The following is an 18,732-nucleotide window of genomic DNA, read 5'->3' as shown; positions in this document are numbered from 1 at the left end:
CGGCGCGTCGGGGCGCCTGTCAGGTCGCCTTGCTAGAAGCGGCCCAGGGCGCCCATCCGCCACGCCAGGTAGAGGCCGGTCACCGCCAGCGTCGACAGCGTGACCGGAATGCCGACCCGCGCATGCCGCCGCCAGTCGATCACCACGCCGCGCCGGGCCGCGGCATCCACCACGATCAGGTTGGCGATGCTGCCGACGATGAACAGGTTGCCGGCGAACGTGCTCGCCAGCGCCAGCAGCGGCCCGGCCATCGGGTCCTTGGCAACGGGCAGCAAGAGCATGACAGCAGGCACGTTCGAGACGATGTTCGACAGCACGAAGGCCGCGCCGAACAGCGTGGCCGGGTGCTCCAGATGCAAGCCCAGCGCCGCCATGTCCTGCACGGCCCGGGCTGGCAGCCCGGTTCGCTGCAGCGCTGCATTGACGACGAACAGGCCCACGAACAGCACCAGCAGCTCCCAATCCACGAGCCCGAGCATTCGGCTCGATTGCAGCTTGCGGCTCATCAACAAGACGCCCGCACCCGTGAGCGCCACGACCTCGTGCGGCCACGGCGCGAACAGGAAGGCCAGCAGGATGATCAGCGCCACGCCCAGACCTTTGACCGTCTGCCAGCGATCCAGCGCGATCTGCGCTGCCTGCGGCGCCGCGACGCGCGCGCCCAGGTCCGGCAACAGCCAACGCCCGCGCGAGCCAAAGGCGATGATGGCCCAGGTGAGGATCAACCCGGCCAGCACGGGCAACGCCGCCTCGGCCGCATAGCCGGCGAACGGCAGACCCAGCGTCTGGCCGATCAGCATGTTCTGGGGATTGCCGATGAGCGTGGCCGCCGACCCGATGTTGGCCGCGCACGCCAGCCCCAGCAGGAAGGGAACCGGGTCGAGCCTGCGGCGCAGGCAGGCGTCCAGCAGCAGCGGTGTCATGGCCAGGCAGACGATGTCGTTGGAGAAAACAGCGGACAAAAGTGCCGCCGCCGCGATCAGCACAGCCAGCAACGCGCCCGGGGGAATCGACAGCCCAGCCAGTCTCAGCGTCACCCAGTCGTAAAAGCCGCCCAGGCGGATCTGCGCAGACACCACCATGAACGAGAACAGCAGCAGGACCGTCGGCAAGTGAATGGACTTCGCCGCCTGCTCCACGGTGAGCGCCTCGGTCGCGATCATCGCGATGGCGCCCAGCAGCGCGACCCCCGTGCGATCGAGCTGCAGGAAGGGCAGTCCGCCCAGGATCATCCCGAGGTAGACGAGGCCGAAAATGGTCAGGACGGTGAGAGTCACTCAGCCCCGAACAAGCAATGAACGTGCGACGAAGAAGCCAATGGCCGTCAGCGAAAGCGAGCCCGCCAGATGCAGACCCGCGGTGCCGAGTGCCCAGGCGTACTGCTGGCGGACGACCAGGCCCACCACTTCGAGCGAGAACGTCGAAAACGTGGTCAGCCCGCCCAGAAAGCCGGTGATGACCAGCAGCCGCCATTCGGACGCCAGCCCGACGCGGTGGCCGAAGTAGGCACTGGCCACGCCGATCAGCAGACCACCGACCAGGTTGGCTGCCACCGTGCCCATGGGCACCAGCGGAAACACCGGGTTGAGCCAAAGGCCCAGCCCCCAGCGCAACAAGGCGCCGAAACCGGCGCCGCAGAACACTGCAAGAAAGGGAAGAGCGCTCATCTTTGATGTGGGATGGCGTAGTGCACGCCGATGGCGCATCAGTTTAGCGGGCGACTGCCGTACTCGAAGGTGCCAGGCCATGGCGGTAGACTGGTGTGCATTCACTTCACGCACTGCCATGTCCGCCCCGTCCGCCGCCTCTGCCCCTGGTCCGCGCATTCACCTGATCTTCGCGCGGGCGCGCAACGGCGTGATCGGCAAGGGCGGCCAGATGCCCTGGCACCTTCCCGAAGACCTGGCCCACTTCAAGCGCCAGACCCAAGGCGCACCGGTGCTGATGGGGCGCAAGACCTGGGATTCGCTGCCGGCGCGCTTTCGGCCCCTGCCCGGCCGCCGCAACATCGTCATCACACGTCAGGCCGAATGGCAAGGCGAAGGCGCCGAACGCGCCTCGAGCCTGCATGACGCCATCGCCCTTTGCGCCGCAGCACCGCAGTTGTGGGTGATCGGCGGCGGCGAAATCTACGCGCAGGCCCTTCCGCTGGCCGCCAGCGTGGTCGTGACCGAGATCGAACGCGACTTCGACGGCGACACTTTCGCGCCGCAGCTCGATGCCTCCTGGCAAGAGGCGGCCCGCAGCGAACCGCAGATTGCCGCAAGCGACGGCCTGCCTTTTTCCTTCGTCACCTATGAGCGGCATCGGCCGTCCGGCGCTGCCTGAGGCACGCCTGCCCGACCCGCGGCGGCGCCGGCTCGCGCGCCTGCCGCTTCACCTCGCAGTGCTTGCCCTGGCGGCAGCGGCCTATCCGCAACGCACGCTCGCCAAGACCTCCGGCCTGGACGACGACGAGGATGTTCTCTTTCTGCCCGCGATAGCGCGCCTTCTCGACAACGGCCAGATCGAGGTCGACCTTCAGGCGTGGATCTTCGAGCGCGAGCGGATCCGCCTGCTCGATGCCGGGCTGGCACGCTACCTCGGTATCCAGCTGGAAAAGCTGTCGGCGACCGATCGCCTTCGCTACCTGCGACGCACCGAGATGTTTCATGCCGAACCCGAAGAGGGCAAGTCGCTGACGGTCGAGTTCGGACACGGCACGCCCACGATCAAGATGCCTGCGAGCAATGCTTCCGGACGCACCGGCCTGCGCGCCGTGGTGGAGCACCTGCCACTCAGGCCCATGTCGATGCAGAGCCAGCTGGACAAGTCGATGAGCTGGGTGCACTTCCACACCGTGCTGGGCGGCTCCCCGCCCCGGCGCATCGAAGGCCGCGCGTTGCTGGTGCCCAGCGAGGGCTTGTCGGTGGTCTCGGACATCGACGACACCGTCAAGAGAACCGACGTGCGCAACCAGCATCAGATGATGCTCAACACGTTTGCACGTCTCTTCGAGGCGGTGCCTGGAATGGCCAGGCGCTATCGGGAGCTCGCCCGGGAACCGAACACCTGCTTTCACTACCTGTCATCGAGCCCGCTGCAACTGCTGCCCTCACTCAAGCGCTTTCTCAACGAGGCCAAGTTTCCGCCCGGCAGCATGCACCTGCGCGAGAGCACGCGCATGCGCGACTGGGTGCCCGCGGACGGCGACTCCCGGGCGCACAAGCTGGGCGTCCTGCAGCGGCTCGTGGCTGACTTTCCCAACCGGCGCTTCCTGCTGGTGGGCGATTCCGGCGAAGTGGATCCCGAGGTCTATGGCGAGATGGCACGCACGCGAACCGACCGCATCGAAGCCGTGCTGATCCGCGACGTGACCAGCGAAGGCCGCAATGCCGAACGCTACCGCCAGGCCTTCGCCGGCGTGGATGAATCGCGCTGGCACATCTTCAAGGATGGCGAGGACTGGCCGCTGGGCTGAGCATGCCCGCCCTGGAGTCAGTCGAGCGCGACGAACACCCGGCCGTTTTCGATCTTCACCGGGTAGGTGCGCACATCGTCGATGAGCGGTGCGCACATTGCCTTGCCGCTGCGCACGTCGAAGCGACCTTGATGCAATGGGCATTCGATTTCGTAGCCTTCGAGAAAGCCTTCGCACAGGCGTGCGTGGGCGTGGGTGCACAAGTCGTCCGTTGCGAAAACCTCGGCGCCGACGCGATAGAGCGCCAGTTCCAGCCCCTCGACCTGGACGCCCTTGACGTCTTCGGCCGGCAACTCGTCGAGGGCCGCGGCGTCGACCCAGAAGTCGTGGTTCGCCGGCTGTGCGCCGCCCACGGAAGGTGAATCAGGTTGCTGGCTCATGTCAGATCGGATAGATGATGGAGTTGGGCACCAGTTCGGTGTCGTACACCGCCAGGCGTGATGCGAACTTCAAGCCGGTGTCGGTGCGGACGACGATGTCGATGTAGCGGCCCACGTTGAAGACGGTGCTGGGTTCGCTCAGCTTGGTGCGAAATACGGCGTAGTTGGCTTCGCTATGGATGGTGCCGTCGGCGTCGACACGATGCACGAGCGGCATACCGACCACATGCCGCTGGTAGTACGGGTCGTGGAACAACGTCTCGCGGATGCCGTAGACGCGGTCTTCCAGCATGCCCCTGCTTTCGAAGGAGAGCGTGGCCAGCGGCAAGCCCTGCTCGTGGTTCTCGCGCGGCTGTAGGCGGTAGCTGCACGTCTCGGTGAAGAAGGCGGGCCACGCATCCCACTGGCCGGAATCGACGGCGCGTGCGTAGTCGGCGTAGAGCTGCGCCAGGGCAAGGTAGTCCTTGGGATCGATCATCTCAGCGCTCCATCACTTCACGCCAGTAGCGGTACATGCCGCGGATGAGCGTCTCGGTGACCATGTGCTCGGTGTTCTCCACCTCGCGCCCGCCCAGTTCGGCCATGGCACGGTGAAAGGGCTTCTGCTCGAAGCCCTGCTGGGAAAACTCGATCACCTCGCCATCGTCCGCCGACACGAATCCGGCCGGGCCGAACAGGTTGGCCTGGCGCAGGCGACGCTGCGTCATTTCCTCGGTGTCGTCCTCGAAGCCGAAATGCGTCCACACGAAGTCGAAGGTGTCCGGGCCCACGGGCTGGATGTGCCGCGTCGACACGCTGTTGACCTGCTGCTGGAGGATCACGCTGGGAAACAGCGTCGTCATCACCGCAGTCGGCCCACCCCACCAAGGTTCGGGGACGATGTCCAGGAAGCGCGGGTCCTTGAGCTGCATGCTTTGCTTGAAGCTCGACACCTGCGTCACCTGACTGGCCTGCGACGCGTCGCCGCCTGTGCCGCGCGTCGAGATCATCGCCGCGTGCCGCCCATGAGCGTCCATCCTGAGCTGCGACTTGTTGTCCGCGCGCCAGAGCCCGAAGGTGACGAACCAGGTGTGCAGCAACCCAGGGTGGTAGGGGTCCTTGATGTTCTCCTGCATCAACTTCCAGTTGCCCGGGATTCGCTGGCGGTTGTAGCCGAGGATCTTGAGTTTTCGGCCATTGAACAGGCGGTCGAAGTAGTGCAGCACCTCAGGACCGATGAACTCCTCCAGCGACGGAACGTCCGGATCGAACGAAGCGAACACCACGCCGCCCCGGCAAGCCACCTTCAGCTTGTTGAGGCTGTTGTCTTCCAGTTTGAAGTCGGCCGGCATGCCGCCATGCACCTGGCCGTCCTGCTTCACGCCGCGGCGAAACGGCACCCCTTGCAGATCGCCCGAAAGCGAATAGTTCCATTGGTGATAAGGGCAGGTGAAATCCTTGCGGTTGCCGCTGCGCTCGCGGCAAAACCGCATTCCGCGGTGGGCGCAGACGTTTTCCACCACATGCACCCGGCCCTCCATGTCGCGCACCATGATGACGGAGCGCTCGCCGATCACGCTGCGACGAAAGTCGCCAGGCTCGGGGATCTCCGCTTCCAGGCCCACGTAGCACCAGTGGCCCTTGTAGAAGAAGCGCTCCAGTTCCTTGCGATGCTGGCTCTCGCCCTGGTAGACCATGAATGGAATGCGGCTGGTCTTGTCCGATTCCCAGCGAGGCTCGGCCGGAAAGACGGGCACGCCGTCGATTGGACTGTTCATGGGGTGTCTCCTGATCAAGCTTCGGACCCGCGAGCAGGTCCTGAATACGCATGATCGGAAGCTCGAAGACATTTGCCAATAGAATTTTGTGAATTCACGAAATCACGGATGTGAATACCGCAACGACCGAAGACCGATGAACCTGCGCGACATCGACTTGAACCTGCTGCTGGTGTTCGATCGCATGCTGGCCGAAAGGCGCGTGTCGGCGGTGGCTCAAAGCCTCGGCCTTTCGCAGCCGGCGGTAAGCAATGCATTGGCACGACTGCGGCGCGCGTTGGGCGATGAGCTGTTCCTGCGCACTGCCCAGGGCATGGTCCCCACCCCTTTGGCCATGCAGTTGGCCGAGCCGGTGGCCGCCGCCATGAGCGCACTGCACGGGGCGCTCAACCAGAGCACGGCCTTCGATCCGGCGACCAGCACGCGCAGCTTCACACTGGCGATGACCGACATCGGAGAGGTCTACTTCACACCACGCCTCATGGAGCGGCTGAACCAGGTGGCGCCCGGCATTCGCATCAGCACGGTGCGCAACACCGCCGTGAACCTGCGCGACGAGATGGAAGCGGGCCAGGTGGACATCGCCATCGGCCTGTTGCCGCAACTCAAGGCGGGCTTTTATCAGCGGCGCCTTTTCATGCAGCGCTACGTCTGCCTCTTCGGCAAGCAGCATCCACTTGCGGCGAAGTCACGCTTGACGCTGAAGGACTTCGCGTCGGCCGATCATGTCCTGATCCAGGCCGCTGGCACCGGGCATGGCCAGGTGGACGAACAGATGGCCGCGCAGGGCATCGCGCGGAAGGTGCGGCTGGTGGTGCCGCATTTCGTGGCGGTGGGCCACATCCTTCAGAGCCAGCCGATGATCGCCACCGTGCCTGAAAAGCTGGCGCGCGCACTCGCCGAGCCTTTCGGGCTGGCGGTGCGCGCGCATCCTGCAGATCTGCCGCAGGTGGCCATCAATGCCTTCTGGCACGCGCGCTTTCATCGCGAGCCCGGCAATCGATGGCTTCGAGAGCTGCTGACCGAGACCTTCGCCGAAGGCTGATCGGACCAGCAGCCCGACGATCAGGCCGGCAGCAGGACCTTGTCGATGATGTGGATCACGCCGTTGGTGTTGAACACATCGGGCGTCGTGATGTTGGCCACGCGGTTCTTCACGTCGGTGATCTGATAGCTGTCGCTGATCCGCACCACGCCACCTTGCAGCGTCGTGCGCGAGCTGTCGCGGCGCAGTTCCACCTTGGTCAGGCGCGCCTGCAGCACGTGATAACTCAGGATCTTCTTCAGGTTCTCAGTGTCGGCGAGCATCGCTGCTTCGGTCAGGTTGAGTTCGACCAGCAGCGCGGCGAAGGCGGCGTTGCTCGGTGCGAGCACGGTGAACGGGCCGGCGCCTTCCAGGGTCTGGGTCATTCCTGCTGCAGCCAGAGCGGCCGTGAAGCTGGTCAGCTCAGAGTTGGTTGCAGCCGTCTGCGAGATGTTCTTGTTCTCGGGCAACATGACACGGTCGAGCGTGTGCAGCACGCCGTTCGCCGCGAGCGAATCGGTGCTGATGACGCGGCCGGTGCGGCTGCGGCCGTCCGTGAACTGCAGCGTGTTGTTGCCCACGTCGTCGATCTTGAAGAAGCCGCCGCCGATCGGCTCGATTGCCTCGCCTTCCGGGATGGTTTCGCGAAGCATCGTCTTGCCCAGGATGTGGAAGTTCAGCACGGCCGTCAGCGTCTGCTTGTCTGCAAACAACTGATCCTTGCTCACGCCCAGTTCGCCCAGAAGCGCGTTGAAGGCATCGTTGGTCGGCGCGAAGGCGGTGTTGCTGCCCGACTGGCTCAGGCGCTCGCGCAGCCCGGCGGTGTTGATGGCTTCGACCCAGACGCTCAGCTCGGGCTTGGACTCGCTCAACTGCATCAGGTTCTTGCGATCGTTGATCTCCGAGCTGATGCTGTCGCCACCGCCCCCGCCGCAGGCTTGCAGCAGAGCAGCGCCACCAAAGGCAGCGAAGGACAGCAGCACCTGGCGGCGGCGCTTGAAGGGGGCAGTTGCGTTTTGCATTGTTGGACTCCTGGTCTCGGGCAGTTGAAAACTTCGCATGCACTCAATCGATGCAGCGCATAAAACTTGGTGGCCGAAGTTTCTGCGTCACATCCACGCCGATCGGCAAGCCAGTGGCGCGACCGGGCGTAGGACGACCCGGGGGTAATGAAGGACAGCGCAAGTCCTGTCCGACACGCTTTTGTCAGCCGTCACGCTGCGGCTTAAGACGAAGTTCTGCACTGCCGCCTGGGCGACTGCGGCGCCCGGCCGTCGCCGGCTATGCTTGCGCCGAGACATCCGCAACCGAAAAGGACACGCTCCATGAAGACACGCATCACCGAACTCTTCGGCATCGAACACCCCATCATTCAGGGCGGCATGCACTTCGTCGGCCTGGCCGAACTGGCGGCGGCCGTCTCCAATGCGGGCGGGCTGGGCATCATCACCGGCCTGACGCAGAAGACCCCGGAACTGCTGGCCCGCGAAATCGCCCGCTGCCGCGAGATGACGGACAAGCCCTTCGGCGTGAACCTCACATTCCTGCCGACCGTGTCGTCGCCGGACTATCCGGGCTACATCAAGGCGATCATCGATGGCGGCGTGAAGGCGGTCGAGACGGCCGGCAACAACCCGCAGAAGTGGCTGCCCGTGCTCAAGGAGGCCGGCATCAAGGTGATCCACAAGTGCACGTCGGTGCGCCATTCGCTCAAGGCGGAGGCGATCGGCTGCGACGCGGTGAGCGTCGACGGCTTCGAATGCGGCGGCCATCCTGGCGAGGACGACATTCCCAACTTCATCCTGCTGCCCAGGGCGGCCGAAGAACTCAAGATCCCCTTCGTCGCCTCCGGCGGCATGGCCGATGGCCGTTCGCTGGTGGCTGCCCTGGCGCTGGGCGCCGAGGGCATGAACATGGGCACGCGCTTCATCGCCACCAAGGAGGCGCCAGTGCACGAGAACGTCAAGCAGGCCATCGTCGCCGCCAGCGAACTCGACACGCGCCTGGTCATGCGGCCGCTGCGCAATACCGAGCGGGTGCTGACCAACGAAGCGGTGGAGCGCCTGCTGCAGAAGGAGCGCGAACTCGGTGCCTCGATCAAGTTCGAGGACATCATCGAGGAGGTGGCCGGCGTCTACCCGCGCATCATGCAAAAGGGCGAGATGGAAGCCGGCGCCTGGTCGTGCGGCATGGTGGCTGGCCTGATCCACGACGTGCCGACGGTCAAGGAACTGATCGACGGCATCATGGCGCAAGCCGAAGGCCTGATCCGCCAGCGCCTCGCTGGCATGCTGGGCTGACGCGACGGCCCCGGGCGGCGCGGCCGGGCAGGCTGACAATACGGGCCATGCCCACCAGACGCTCCCGGGATCAAGCCATCGACCAGCAGGTGCCGCTGCCCACGGCGCCTGAAGTGCGGCGACGGCCGCGCCAGTCACGGGCTCAGCAGAGCGAGAAGGCGTTGCGGGATGCCTTCGTCCGCGTGTTGCTCGAACGCGGCTACGCCAAGACCACCATCCGGGAAGTCGCCGCGGTGGCTGGCGTCGGGGTAGGCACCTTCTACGAGTATTTCGGGAACATGCGCGCGCTGGCCGCCAAGTGGATCAGCGACACCGTCAAGGACGCCGAACGCCAGTTGCGGCAGACCTTCGACGCCCGGTGCGGGCAGCCGGCAACCAGCATCGTGGACGCCATGATCGACACGCAGGTGCGCACGATCCTCGATCAAGCGCAGACCTGGACGCTGCTCTTCACCCTGGAGCGCCAGATCTCCACGCCCAGCGCGTTTCGACGCCACTACGACGCATGGGTCCAGACGTGGGGCGACGCGCTGGCATGCGCGTCGGACCCGCCACCTGCCGATCGCCTGCCGATGGTCGCGCGCATGGTCCATGCCGTCACCTATGGCTGGATCTCGCAATGCCTGCTGACGGCCGAGCCGCCGCTTTCCGAACAGACGCTGCGTGACGAGCTCAAGCTGGCGGTGCATGGCTACATGCAGCATTCGCGCACAATGCCCTGATCATTTTCGCCAAGCCGACCGAAGCTTCCATCGTCATGAGAATCGCCACCTGGAACGTCAACTCCCTCACCGCCCGACTGCAGCACGTGCTGGATTGGCTTGCGGCCAATCCGGTCGACGTGCTGTGCCTGCAAGAGCTCAAGCTCACGGACGACAAGTTCCCGCTGGACGCCCTCGCCGCTGCCGGCTACGAGGCGGCCGTGTTCGGCCAGAAAACCTACAACGGCGTGGCCATCCTGAGCCGCGCCCCCGTGCAAGACGTGGTGCGTAACATCGTGGGCTTCACGGATGAGCATTCGCGCGTGATCAGCGCCACCATCGAAACCCCTCTGGGCAGCGCGCGCCTTGTCAACGGCTACTTCGTCAACGGCCAGGCGCCGGGCACGGACAAGTTCGACTACAAGATGCGCTGGCTTGAGGCATTGCGCGACTGGCTCCAGAAGGAACTGCAGGCCAACCCCCGGCTGGTTCTAGTGGGTGACTTCAACATCGCGCCGGAAGATCGCGACAGCTTCGACCCCGTGGGCTTGCGCGAGACCATCCATCACACGACCCAGGAACGCGATCATTTCCGGGCCTTGCTGCAATTGGGGCTTGTCGACAGCTTTCGCCTGTTCGACCAGCCCGAGAAGAGCTATTCGTGGTGGGACTACCGCATGCTGGGCTACCAGAAGAACCGCGGCCTGCGCATCGATCACATCCTGGTCAGTCAGGACCTGGTACCGGCGGTCAAGGCCTGCACCATCGACCGCGTGCCGCGCAAGTGGGCCAAGCCGAGCGACCACGCACCGGTGATCCTGGAGCTTTGAACGCGCACAAGGTCGGGCACAATGCCGCGACCATGCGAAGCTCCACCTCGTCCTTTCGCGGCGGGATCCATGCCCTGGCGTTGATCCTGTTTCTCTCCGGCTGTGCCCAGTCGCCTTTTGGCTCCAAAGACGAACAACCGCCTTCGAGTCAGGCTGTGGACGAGACCACCATCTCCGTTCAGACGCCCCAGATCAAGGCCTACCGCAAAGTGGCTGCGCGCCACGTCTACAGCAAGTACGCCAAGCGCATCTACCCGAGCAAGATTCCACCGCTGGTCTACGCCGTGGTGGTGGTCGAGACTCACCTGGATGCCAACGGCAACGTGACGCGCGTTGCCTTCAGCCGCACGCCCGAGCATGCGCCGGAAGTGCCGCCGCAGATTGCCGAGATGATTCGTTCGGCCTCGCCGTTTCCCAATCCCGGCTCGGTCGGCGCGCACACCTACGTCGACACCTGGCTTTGGGACAAGAGCGAGCGCTTCCAGCTCGATACGCTGACCAAAGGCCAGCTGAGCCGCTGACGGCCGGGCGCGGGCGCCCTACTCTTCGCCTTCGCCAGCGCGGTCCAGGTGCAGCTCCGCGATCTTGCGGGTGATGGTGTTGCGCCCGATGCCGAGCTTTTGCGCAGCCTCGATGCGGCGTCCCCGCGTGTTGGCCAGGGCCGTGAGGATGAGCCGCGATTCGAAGCGGCGGGTCAGCGCCTCCCAGACATCGTGATGACCGGCAGCCAGCAAGGCCTGCGCCTCTTGTTCGAGCCCTGCTTCCCAAGAGGCCGAACTCGATGCAGGCACGGATGGCGCCGCTGGCGACGCCAACGCAGGAGTCCCAGCCATCGTCGACGCAGTCGCAGTGGTCACCGCGATGGCCGCGGCAGGGTCCGCGCCGGCATCGGAAGCGGACGCTGGCGTGGCGATCGCGCCAGCGAAGGCCGGCATCGCCGCCTCGCCAGACGCACCTGCGGCCAGGCCAGCCGAAGCGCCCGCATTGCCCACCAGCACTTCGGGCGGAAGATCCTTGGGTTCGATCAACTGCGCGGGCGCCATCACCGTCAGCCAATGGCAGATGTTCTCCAGTTGCCGCACGTTGCCCGGGAAGCCGAAGAACGACAGCTGCGACAACGCCGCATCCGAGATCCGCTTCGGGTCGACGCCCAACTGCTTGGCGCTTTGCTGCAGGAAGTGGCGGGTCAGCGAAGGGACATCTTCGCGCCGCTCGCGCAGCGCCGGCAGACGCAGGCGAATGACGTTGAGCCGATGGAACAAGTCTTCGCGGAACACGCCCTGCTTGACGCGCTGCTCCAGGTCCTGATGGGTGGCGGCGATCACGCGCACATTGGCCTTGACGGCATTGTGGCCACCGACGCGATAGAAGTGGCCATCGCTCAGCACGCGCAGCAGGCGCGTCTGCAGGTCGAACGGCATGTCGCCGATTTCGTCCAAGAACAGGGTACCGCCCTCGGCCTGCTCGAAGCGGCCGCGACGCATGGTCTGTGCGCCGGTGAACGCGCCGCGTTCATGGCCGAAGAGTTCGCTTTCCAGCAGGTCCTTGGGAATCGCCGCCGTGTTGATGGCCACGAAAGGCCCGCTGGCGCGCGGCGAATGCTTGTGCAGCGCGCGCGCCACGAGTTCCTTGCCCGAGCCCGATTCGCCGGTGATGAGCACCGTCACATTGCTTTGCGACAGGCGGCCAATGGCGCGGAACACGTCCTGCATCGCAGGTGCCTGGCCCAGCATTTCGGGCGCCGCCACCATGCGTTCTTCGGCCACTTCCTCGCGTTGGCTCTCGTCCACGGCGCGGCGGATGAGCTCGACGGCGCGGGGCAGGTCGAATGGCTTGGGCAGGTATTCGAAGGCGCCACCCTGGAAGGCCGATACGGCACTGTCCAGGTCGGAATAGGCGGTCATGATGATGACGGGCAGCCCTGGCAGCTTCTCCTTGATCTTTTCGAGCAGGTCCAGGCCCGAGCCGCCGGGCATACGGATGTCGCTGACCAGCACCTGCGGCCCCTGGCTTTCGTCGTCGGCGGCGTCCTCGAGTGCCGCGAGTACTTCGCGCGTGTTGGTGAAGCTGCGCGTGGGCAGTTCTTCGCGCAGCAGCGCCTTCTCGAGTACGAAGCGGATCGATTGGTCGTCGTCAACTATCCAGATCGGCTTCATGCAGTTCCTTGTGGCTTGCTGTTCATGGCAGCGGTATCAGTATCTTGAAATCGGTTCGGCCCGGCTTGCTCTCGCATTCGATCACGCCATGGTGTTGTTGTACGAAAGTCTGCGCCAGCGTGAGCCCCAGTCCGGTACCGCCTTCACGCCCCGATACAAGGGGCAGAAAGATGCGGTCCTTGATCGTGTCCTGCACGCCGGGGCCGTTGTCGATGACATGCAATTCCAGTGCCAATCGATACCACTGCTTGTTGAAGATCACCTGGCGCACGACGCGCGTCTTGAACGTGATGACGGCGTCGCCCGCCGCGCGGCGTTCGGCCAAAGCCTGCGCGGCGTTGTGCGCGATGTTGAGCGTGGCCTGGATGAGCTGCTCGCGATCGCCGCGGAATTCGGGAATCGACGGATCGAAGTCGCGCTCCACCGTGAGACCGGTCGGAAACTCGGCCATGAGCACCGAGCGCACTCGCTCGCAGACCTCGTGAATATTCACGTCGCCCACCACATGCGGACGACGATGCGGCGCAAGCAAGCGATCGACCAGGGTCTGCAGTCGATCAGCCTCGTGGATGATGACCTGCGTGTACTCGATCAGGTCGCGCGATTCCACTTCCATTTGCAGCAGCTGTGCGGCGCCGCGAATGCCGCCCAGCGGATTCTTGATCTCGTGCGCGAGGTTGCGGATGAGTTCCTTGTTGGCCCGCGCCTGTTCCAGAAGACGCTCCTCGCGATCGGCGCGCACCTGCTGATCGAGCGGCGTCATCTCGATCACCAGTTCGCCTTTTCGCTCGGCCATGGCCAGCGTGACTTGCACGGCCATGGGCTCGTGGCTCGCGCGACGCAGTTGGGCCTCGTAGCGCAAAGTGGCGAAGTCGTTGGCGCGAGCGCCTTCGATGGCGGTGGCCAGCACATGCGGCTCGAAGAAGAAGGCGCCGAAGTTCAGCCCTTCGAGCGTTCGGCGCGAGCTGCCCAACGCGTCTTCGAGCGCTGCGTTGGCAAAGATCAGCGTGCCGTCATCCTTGATGACGGCAATCAGCGTGGCCAGCAGGTCGAAGGCCAGGAAGCGCTTGGCGGGAAGGATGGGTTTGCCGAAGGCCATGATGCGTCAGGCCTTCCTGCAGTCCCGCGCACGGCCCGTTGGCCGCGCGTTGGATGCGATCAGTTGGAGGTTGGCGGCAGGCGCTGGAGTTCGCGGCGAATGCCCGCGATGTCGCTCTCGTTGCGCTCGACCTGCGCCTTCATCTCGGCCACGCGGTCCAGGTACTTCTGGTAGTTGCGTGATTCGGAGCCCTGCTTCTCGGGCTCGCCATTGTTGTATTCCTTGAGCAGCTCGGCCTGTCGCGCCTCGGCCTTGCGCAGTTCGGACTCGAGCACGGTGCGAGCCTCGCCGTCGCGCTGGCGCTGCAGCGTGTCTTCCACACGCGGGCTGCCCGCCGGGGAACGCGCGGCGCTGGCCGTGCTGGTGGACGAGCCGCCGCTGTAGCGCGGCGTCTGCACCACCGTCACATTGCCGCCTTCGATGGGCTTGCAGTTGCGCTTCTGCGCTGACACCGCATCGTTCGTGTATTCGTTGCCGCAGCGCCAGACGCGGGTCTGCGCATTGGCAGACAGGGCAAGAAAGGTCAACGTGGCGGCCAGCAGGCATGGGATGTGGCGAAGCTTCATGATCTTGGCGAGGTGGCTGGCAATTGACGCATTTTGAAGCAAATTGCGGTCAACGCACACGGGCATCACCCCACTAACAAAAAGGGACGGCACTGCCGTCCCTTGCGCTTTGGAACCAAAGGCCTCAGGTCCAACGACCATGAGGCCGCATGGCTTACAGCGAGTAGTACATGTCGAATTCGACCGGGTGCGGCGCCATGCGGAAGCGCGTCACTTCCTGCATCTTCAGTTCGATGTACGCATCGATGAAGGCGTCGGTGAACACGCCACCCTTGGTCAGGAAGCCGCGGCCCTTGTCCAGGTATTCGAGCGCCTGGTCGAGGCTGTGGCAGACGGTCGGGATCTTCGCGTCTTCTTCCGGCGGCAGGTGGTACAGATCCTTGGTGGCGGCTTCGCCCGGATGGATCTTGTTCTCGATGCCGTCGAGGCCAGCCATCAGCAGGGCCGAGAAGCACAGGTACGGGTTGGCCAGTGGATCGGGGAAGCGCGCTTCGATGCGGCGGCCCTTGGGGTTGCTCACGAACGGGATGCGGATCGAGGCCGAGCGGTTCTTGGCCGAGTAGGCCAGCTTGACCGGGGCTTCGAAGCCGGGCACCAGGCGCTTGTAGCTGTTGGTGCCGGGGTTGGTGATGGCGTTGAGCGCGCGAGCGTGCTTGATGATGCCGCCGATGTAGTACAGCGCGGTGTCGGACAGGCCGGCATAGCCGTCGCCGGCGAACAGGTTCTTGCCGTCCTTCCAGATCGACTGGTGCACGTGCATGCCGGAGCCGTTGTCGCCCTGGATGGGCTTGGGCATGAAGGTGGCCGTCTTGCCGTAGGCGTGGCAGACATTCCAGATCACGTACTTGAGCTTCTGCGTCCAGTCGGCGCGCTCGACCAGCGTGCTGAACTTGGTGCCGATTTCGTTTTGGCCAGCGCCAGCGACTTCGTGGTGGAACACTTCGACCGGGATGCCCAGGCTCTCGAGCACCAGCGAGATTTCGGCGCGGATGTCTTGCGTGCTGTCGACCGGGGGAACCGGGAAGTAGCCGCCCTTGACGGTGGGACGGTGGCCGGAGTTGCCGCTTTCGTACTTCTTGCCGGTGTTCCACGGTGCTTCGTCCACGTCGACTTCGACGAAGCTGCCCGACATGTCGGCCTTCCAGCGCACGTCGTCGAAGATGAAGAACTCTGGCTCGGGACCGAAGAAGGCGGTGTCGCCCAGGCCCGTGGACTTCAGGTAGGCCTCGGCCTTCTTGGCGATGGAGCGCGGATCGCGATCGTAGGGCTTGCCGTCGGCGGGCTCGAGCACGTCGCAGGTCAGGTTGAGGGTGGTTTCCTCGAAGAACGGATCGATGACGGCCGAGTTGGGATCGGGCATCAGCAGCATGTCGGACGCTTCGATACCCTTCCAGCCGGCGATGGAGGAGCCGTCGAAGGCGTGGCCAGCCGAGAACTTGTCTTCGTCAAAAGCCGAAACAGGCACGGTCACGTGCTGTTCCTTGCCGCGGGTATCGGTGAAGCGGAAGTCGACGAACTTGACCTCGTTTTCCTTGACGAGTTTGAGTACATCGGCGACGGACTTGGCCATCAATTTCTCCTGATTGGACGGGTTGTGAAGATTTGCTGTGAGCAAGGATGCAGGTTCTGTGCCACTTGCCGGCGCATGAGCGCCCCACAATTGGATCAGTGGATTGCACCATTATGGTGCCTACTGAGATTGGACGAAAAAGACTCTCGTTAGCGCACCAATTCGGGGCCAAGGCGCGCATCAAAGCTGTGCAAGCCCTGCAGGAGCGAAGTGTAGGCCTCGTCGAGGCGTTCCGGGTCGCCTTTGACGCCGAGTTCGATGTGACGACCGTATTGCGGGTGGTCGACGCTGGGGAGACTGAAGACCTTGATGCCCGCGAACCGGGCTTCGATGGCCTGCATGAGGGGCGTCAGCGTCGCTTCCATGGCGCCGAAGACGATCACCGACTTCTCGCGCACCGTGCTCGCCGCAAAAAGGTGCGCGTACTGTTGGTCGAGCACCTGCTCGATCATGGGCCAGGCCATGACGGGAAAGCCCGGGACGAAGTGCACGTCCGCCACGCTGAAGCCGGGAATCTTGTTGTACGGATTGAGGATCAGGCGTGCGCCCTGCGGAAACACGCCCATGTTCAGCCGGTGGACGTTGTCGGCGCGGTCGGGCTCGTAGGGCACGCCCTGTTCACGCGCCGTGTCCTGCATGCGCTCCCGGATCAGCGCTTCGGCCTGGGGATGCAGCTCGAGCGGCAATCCCAAGGCCGCAGCGGCGCACTGGCGCGTGTGGTCGTCCGGCGTGGCGCCAATGCCGCCGGTGGAGAACACCACGTCGCCACTTTCGAATGCGTGGCGCAAGGCCGCCGTGATGCGCGCCGGCTCGTCGCCGACGTATTGCGCCCACGACAGCGAAAGCCCGCGTGCGGCGAGCAGTTCGATCACCTTGGGCATGTGCTTGTCCAGGCGCTTGCCCGACAGGATTTCGTCGCCGACGATGATGAGGCCGAAGCTGCGTGGTTCTGAGGTGGTCATGTCAGGGAGCTTTCCATTGACTGGTCGCGGCCGCCGTGACGTCGGTCGTGGCGCTTTCGGGCAGCGCCGGGACTGCCGCCGCTTGTTCGGCGGCGCGCTCGGCGCGTTGCCGGGCCAGCGCGTCCAGGCAGTAGTGTGCGAACCAGAGCGCTGAGAAGGCGAACACCAGGGTGTAGATCCAGATGGCCAGCGGAATGAGCACGAAGAACGCCGCCGCGAACACCACCCCCGAAGCCCAGACAATGCTCGGCGCCGCCCCCAGGTATCCGCACAGCACGCCGATCCCCATCAGCGGCCAGCGGTGCGCACGCAGCAGTTGCCGCCGTTCGTCCGCACTGGCGTGCTCGGCCAGGGCATCGAAGCTCATCACCTGGTAGGTGAGCCAGCCCCAGATGATGGGTGGCAGAACGATCACCAGCGGGGGAACCAGCCACAAGGGAATGGAAACCACCAGGGCCAGCATGGCCAGCAACGTCAAGCCGAGCGAGCGGAACACGCTCAGAAAGAACGATGCACCATGCTTTTCCTGCAGGACAGGAAATCGCCGCTTAGCCACCAGTCCCGTCAGCGCCGGCGCCATCATGCCGGCCACGATCAGCAGCGAAACAACCACGACGACCGGCGTGGCCAGGAAGATGACGCCCATGGGGGCCAGCACGTCCTTGAAGTTGGCGGCGTCGGCGCCGATCCAGCCCCAGAAGGTCGACAGGATGGGCCAGGCGTCGAGCGCCTCGCGCATCCAGGCCACGGCGGGCGTCCAGTAGAAGTAGCCCAGCCCAACGCCCACGATCGCCATCAACGCCAGCGGCGCCAATGAAAGGACGATGACGCGCGGATGCAGGCAGTAGGCGACGGCGCGCCAGAAGGAATCGAGTAGGAGTCGCATCGGTGCCCGAGCATAGCGCGGGCGGCCCCCGCCTCAGCCCTGTCCGGCCAAGCGCTTCAGGCCCAGCCACTGCTGCGCCCAGAACCCGCGCCCGTAGTCGCGCAGACGGCCCTGGTCGTCGGGCTCGACCTGGTCGCGAATGCCGGTCGGGTCGTAGCGGTGACTGAAGTCGCCGCTGCGAAAGAGCATGTCCCACCAGGGCAGGAGCACGCCGAAGTTGTGTCCGCCCAGGCGCGGTATGGCCTTCTCGGCAAACTCGCCGTCGCGCACCGGCGCCTCGTGGCCCAGCCCGATCGAGTGATGCAGGCGGTGGAAACGTGGGCTGACCCACAGCCGCTCGCCCAGCGTGCCGAAGTGCAGGCGCAGGTTGGCGTGCTGCAGGCTTTCGCTAAGTTGCGTCAGCGCCACCAGCGCAATGAATTGGCCGGGCGCCACGCCGATCAACTGTGCAACGACCACGAAGATGAGGTCTCGCAACGCATCGTCGAGCAGATGGTTGCGGTTGTCGGACCACATCGTCATCTGGCGTTGCGAGTGATGCAGCGAATGCAGGCTCCACCACCAGCTCAGTCCATGCTGGCCGCGGTGGATCCAGTAGTCGACGAAATCCATCACGACCAGGTACAGCAGGAACGAGACCCACGCCACGTCGGTCACGCCCGGCCAGATGGCATCGAGCTGCCAACCATTCCATCCGGCGGCGTGAAGCGGCCCCACCACGCCATCGAAGAAAGGCTGCAGCAGGAAGAACATCACCAGACGGAACAACCCCAGCCGATGCAGCAGCGTGTAGAGCACGTCGGTGCGCACGGCGGCGCGGTCGGTCACCCGATACACCGGCCGAAGCCGCTCCAGCGGACCGATGATCGCGAGCATCACGGCAAGCTGGACGACACCGACCAGCAGCCAGCCCGTGGCATCGAAGGCGTCTTCCACCCAGCCGCCCAGCCCGACCGCGAAGACGACCGGCTGCACGACCGTCTCGAACAGCCAGACCTGGGCTGCCGAGAAGACATCGGACAAGGCGTCGAAGATCATTCC

General features: G+C 64.9%; 20 protein-coding genes. 7 read left to right on the top strand and 13 right to left on the bottom strand.

The genetic code is table 11. The features are described 5' to 3' along the window. Positions 1 to 32 precede the first annotated feature (32 nt). Together QTH91_RS13690 and crcB are read right to left on the bottom strand one after the other, a co-directional pair. On the bottom strand, positions 33 to 1,277 hold the full coding sequence (locus QTH91_RS13690) for an anion transporter (protein WP_286660608.1): 1,245 nt from the start codon (positions 1,275 to 1,277) through the stop codon (positions 33 to 35). Beyond that, positions 1,278 to 1,667 carry a fluoride efflux transporter CrcB gene (gene crcB / locus QTH91_RS13685; RefSeq protein WP_286660607.1) on the bottom strand — a complete coding sequence of 130 codons (390 nt, stop codon included), beginning with the start codon at positions 1,665 to 1,667 and terminating at the stop codon, positions 1,278 to 1,280. It abuts the gene before it with no gap. Between the two features lie 118 nt (positions 1,668 to 1,785). Between crcB and QTH91_RS13680 the strand changes: the two genes are divergently transcribed. After that, positions 1,786 to 2,328: a dihydrofolate reductase gene (locus QTH91_RS13680; RefSeq protein ID WP_286660606.1), complete on the top strand. Its 543-nt coding sequence runs from the start codon at positions 1,786 to 1,788 to the stop codon at positions 2,326 to 2,328. Beyond that, a complete protein-coding gene (locus QTH91_RS13675) occupies positions 2,297 to 3,460 on the top strand; it encodes a phosphatidate phosphatase App1 family protein (protein WP_286660605.1) in 1,164 nt (387 codons plus the stop codon). The genes QTH91_RS13680 and QTH91_RS13675 overlap by 32 nt, the downstream gene beginning before the upstream one ends. Positions 3,461 to 3,477: 17 nt before the next feature. Here the strand turns inward: QTH91_RS13675 and QTH91_RS13670 are convergent, their stop codons facing one another. The 3 genes from QTH91_RS13670 to QTH91_RS13660 are packed head-to-tail and all read right to left on the bottom strand — an operon-like array spanning position 3,478 to position 5,597. Beyond that, positions 3,478 to 3,840, bottom strand: coding sequence for a non-heme iron oxygenase ferredoxin subunit (locus tag QTH91_RS13670; RefSeq protein WP_286660604.1), 363 nt, complete (start codon positions 3,838 to 3,840; stop codon positions 3,478 to 3,480). A gap of 1 nt (position 3,841) precedes the next feature. Next, entirely contained in the window at positions 3,842 to 4,318 is a 477-nt protein-coding gene (locus QTH91_RS13665) for an aromatic-ring-hydroxylating dioxygenase subunit beta (protein WP_286660603.1), read from the bottom strand. A gap of 1 nt (position 4,319) precedes the next feature. Continuing rightward, positions 4,320 to 5,597, bottom strand: a complete 1,278-nt coding sequence (locus QTH91_RS13660; protein ID WP_286660602.1) for an aromatic ring-hydroxylating dioxygenase subunit alpha — start codon at positions 5,595 to 5,597, stop codon at positions 4,320 to 4,322. Positions 5,598 to 5,733: 136 nt separating this feature from the next. On the opposite strand from QTH91_RS13660, the gene QTH91_RS13655 reads away from it, so the two are divergent. Continuing rightward, positions 5,734 to 6,642 carry a LysR family transcriptional regulator gene (locus QTH91_RS13655; RefSeq protein ID WP_286660601.1) on the top strand — a complete coding sequence of 303 codons (909 nt, stop codon included), beginning with the start codon at positions 5,734 to 5,736 and terminating at the stop codon, positions 6,640 to 6,642. A gap of 20 nt (positions 6,643 to 6,662) precedes the next feature. Here the strand turns inward: QTH91_RS13655 and QTH91_RS13650 are convergent, their stop codons facing one another. Continuing rightward, entirely contained in the window at positions 6,663 to 7,643 is a 981-nt protein-coding gene (locus QTH91_RS13650) for a fasciclin domain-containing protein (protein ID WP_286660600.1), read from the bottom strand. Positions 7,644 to 7,946: 303 nt separating this feature from the next. On the opposite strand from QTH91_RS13650, the gene QTH91_RS13645 reads away from it, so the two are divergent. The 4 genes from QTH91_RS13645 to QTH91_RS13630 are packed head-to-tail and all read left to right on the top strand — an operon-like array spanning position 7,947 to position 10,973. Further along, on the top strand, positions 7,947 to 8,921 hold the full coding sequence (locus QTH91_RS13645) for an NAD(P)H-dependent flavin oxidoreductase (RefSeq protein WP_286660599.1): 975 nt from the start codon (positions 7,947 to 7,949) through the stop codon (positions 8,919 to 8,921). A 47-nt stretch (positions 8,922 to 8,968) separates the two neighbouring features. Beyond that, positions 8,969 to 9,643 (top strand): TetR/AcrR family transcriptional regulator, encoded by a 675-nt coding sequence (locus QTH91_RS13640; RefSeq protein WP_286660598.1) that lies wholly within the window; start codon positions 8,969 to 8,971, stop codon positions 9,641 to 9,643. A 35-nt stretch (positions 9,644 to 9,678) separates the two neighbouring features. Next, positions 9,679 to 10,452, top strand: coding sequence for an exodeoxyribonuclease III (xth, locus tag QTH91_RS13635; protein WP_286660597.1), 774 nt, complete (start codon positions 9,679 to 9,681; stop codon positions 10,450 to 10,452). Between the two features lie 32 nt (positions 10,453 to 10,484). Next, a complete protein-coding gene (locus QTH91_RS13630; protein ID WP_286660596.1) occupies positions 10,485 to 10,973 on the top strand; it encodes a hypothetical protein in 489 nt (162 codons plus the stop codon). An 18-nt stretch (positions 10,974 to 10,991) separates the two neighbouring features. Here QTH91_RS13630 and ntrC read toward each other — a convergent pair whose 3' ends face one another. The 7 genes from ntrC to QTH91_RS13595 all read right to left on the bottom strand — a co-directional run bounded on the left by ntrC (position 10,992) and on the right by QTH91_RS13595 (position 18,726). Further along, positions 10,992 to 12,608, bottom strand: a complete 1,617-nt coding sequence (gene ntrC / locus QTH91_RS13625) for a nitrogen regulation protein NR(I) (RefSeq protein ID WP_286660595.1) — start codon at positions 12,606 to 12,608, stop codon at positions 10,992 to 10,994. A gap of 22 nt (positions 12,609 to 12,630) precedes the next feature. After that, positions 12,631 to 13,707, bottom strand: a complete 1,077-nt coding sequence (glnL, locus tag QTH91_RS13620) for a nitrogen regulation protein NR(II) (protein WP_286660594.1) — start codon at positions 13,705 to 13,707, stop codon at positions 12,631 to 12,633. Positions 13,708 to 13,766: 59 nt separating this feature from the next. Continuing rightward, complete coding sequence (locus QTH91_RS13615; RefSeq protein ID WP_286660593.1) at positions 13,767 to 14,273, bottom strand: hypothetical protein; 507 nt, start codon at positions 14,271 to 14,273, stop codon at positions 13,767 to 13,769. Between the two features lie 154 nt (positions 14,274 to 14,427). Continuing rightward, positions 14,428 to 15,843, bottom strand: a complete 1,416-nt coding sequence (gene glnA / locus QTH91_RS13610) for a type I glutamate--ammonia ligase (protein ID WP_286660592.1) — start codon at positions 15,841 to 15,843, stop codon at positions 14,428 to 14,430. 149 nt (positions 15,844 to 15,992) lie between these two features. Then, entirely contained in the window at positions 15,993 to 16,805 is an 813-nt protein-coding gene (locus QTH91_RS13605) for a competence/damage-inducible protein A (RefSeq protein WP_286660591.1), read from the bottom strand. Position 16,806: 1 nt separating this feature from the next. Beyond that, complete coding sequence (locus QTH91_RS13600) at positions 16,807 to 17,691, bottom strand: EI24 domain-containing protein (RefSeq protein ID WP_286660590.1); 885 nt, start codon at positions 17,689 to 17,691, stop codon at positions 16,807 to 16,809. Between the two features lie 33 nt (positions 17,692 to 17,724). Then, the gene (locus QTH91_RS13595) at positions 17,725 to 18,726 is read right to left on the bottom strand and encodes a sterol desaturase family protein (protein ID WP_390367978.1); all 1,002 of its coding nucleotides are present in this window, start codon (positions 18,724 to 18,726) and stop codon (positions 17,725 to 17,727) included. Positions 18,727 to 18,732: the final 6 nt, after the last annotated feature.

This window comes from Variovorax dokdonensis, from assembly GCF_030316895.1.
Taxonomy (GTDB): Bacteria; Pseudomonadota; Gammaproteobacteria; order Burkholderiales; family Burkholderiaceae_C; genus Variovorax; species Variovorax dokdonensis.
This window is presented reverse-complemented; position numbering and strand designations above follow the sequence as displayed.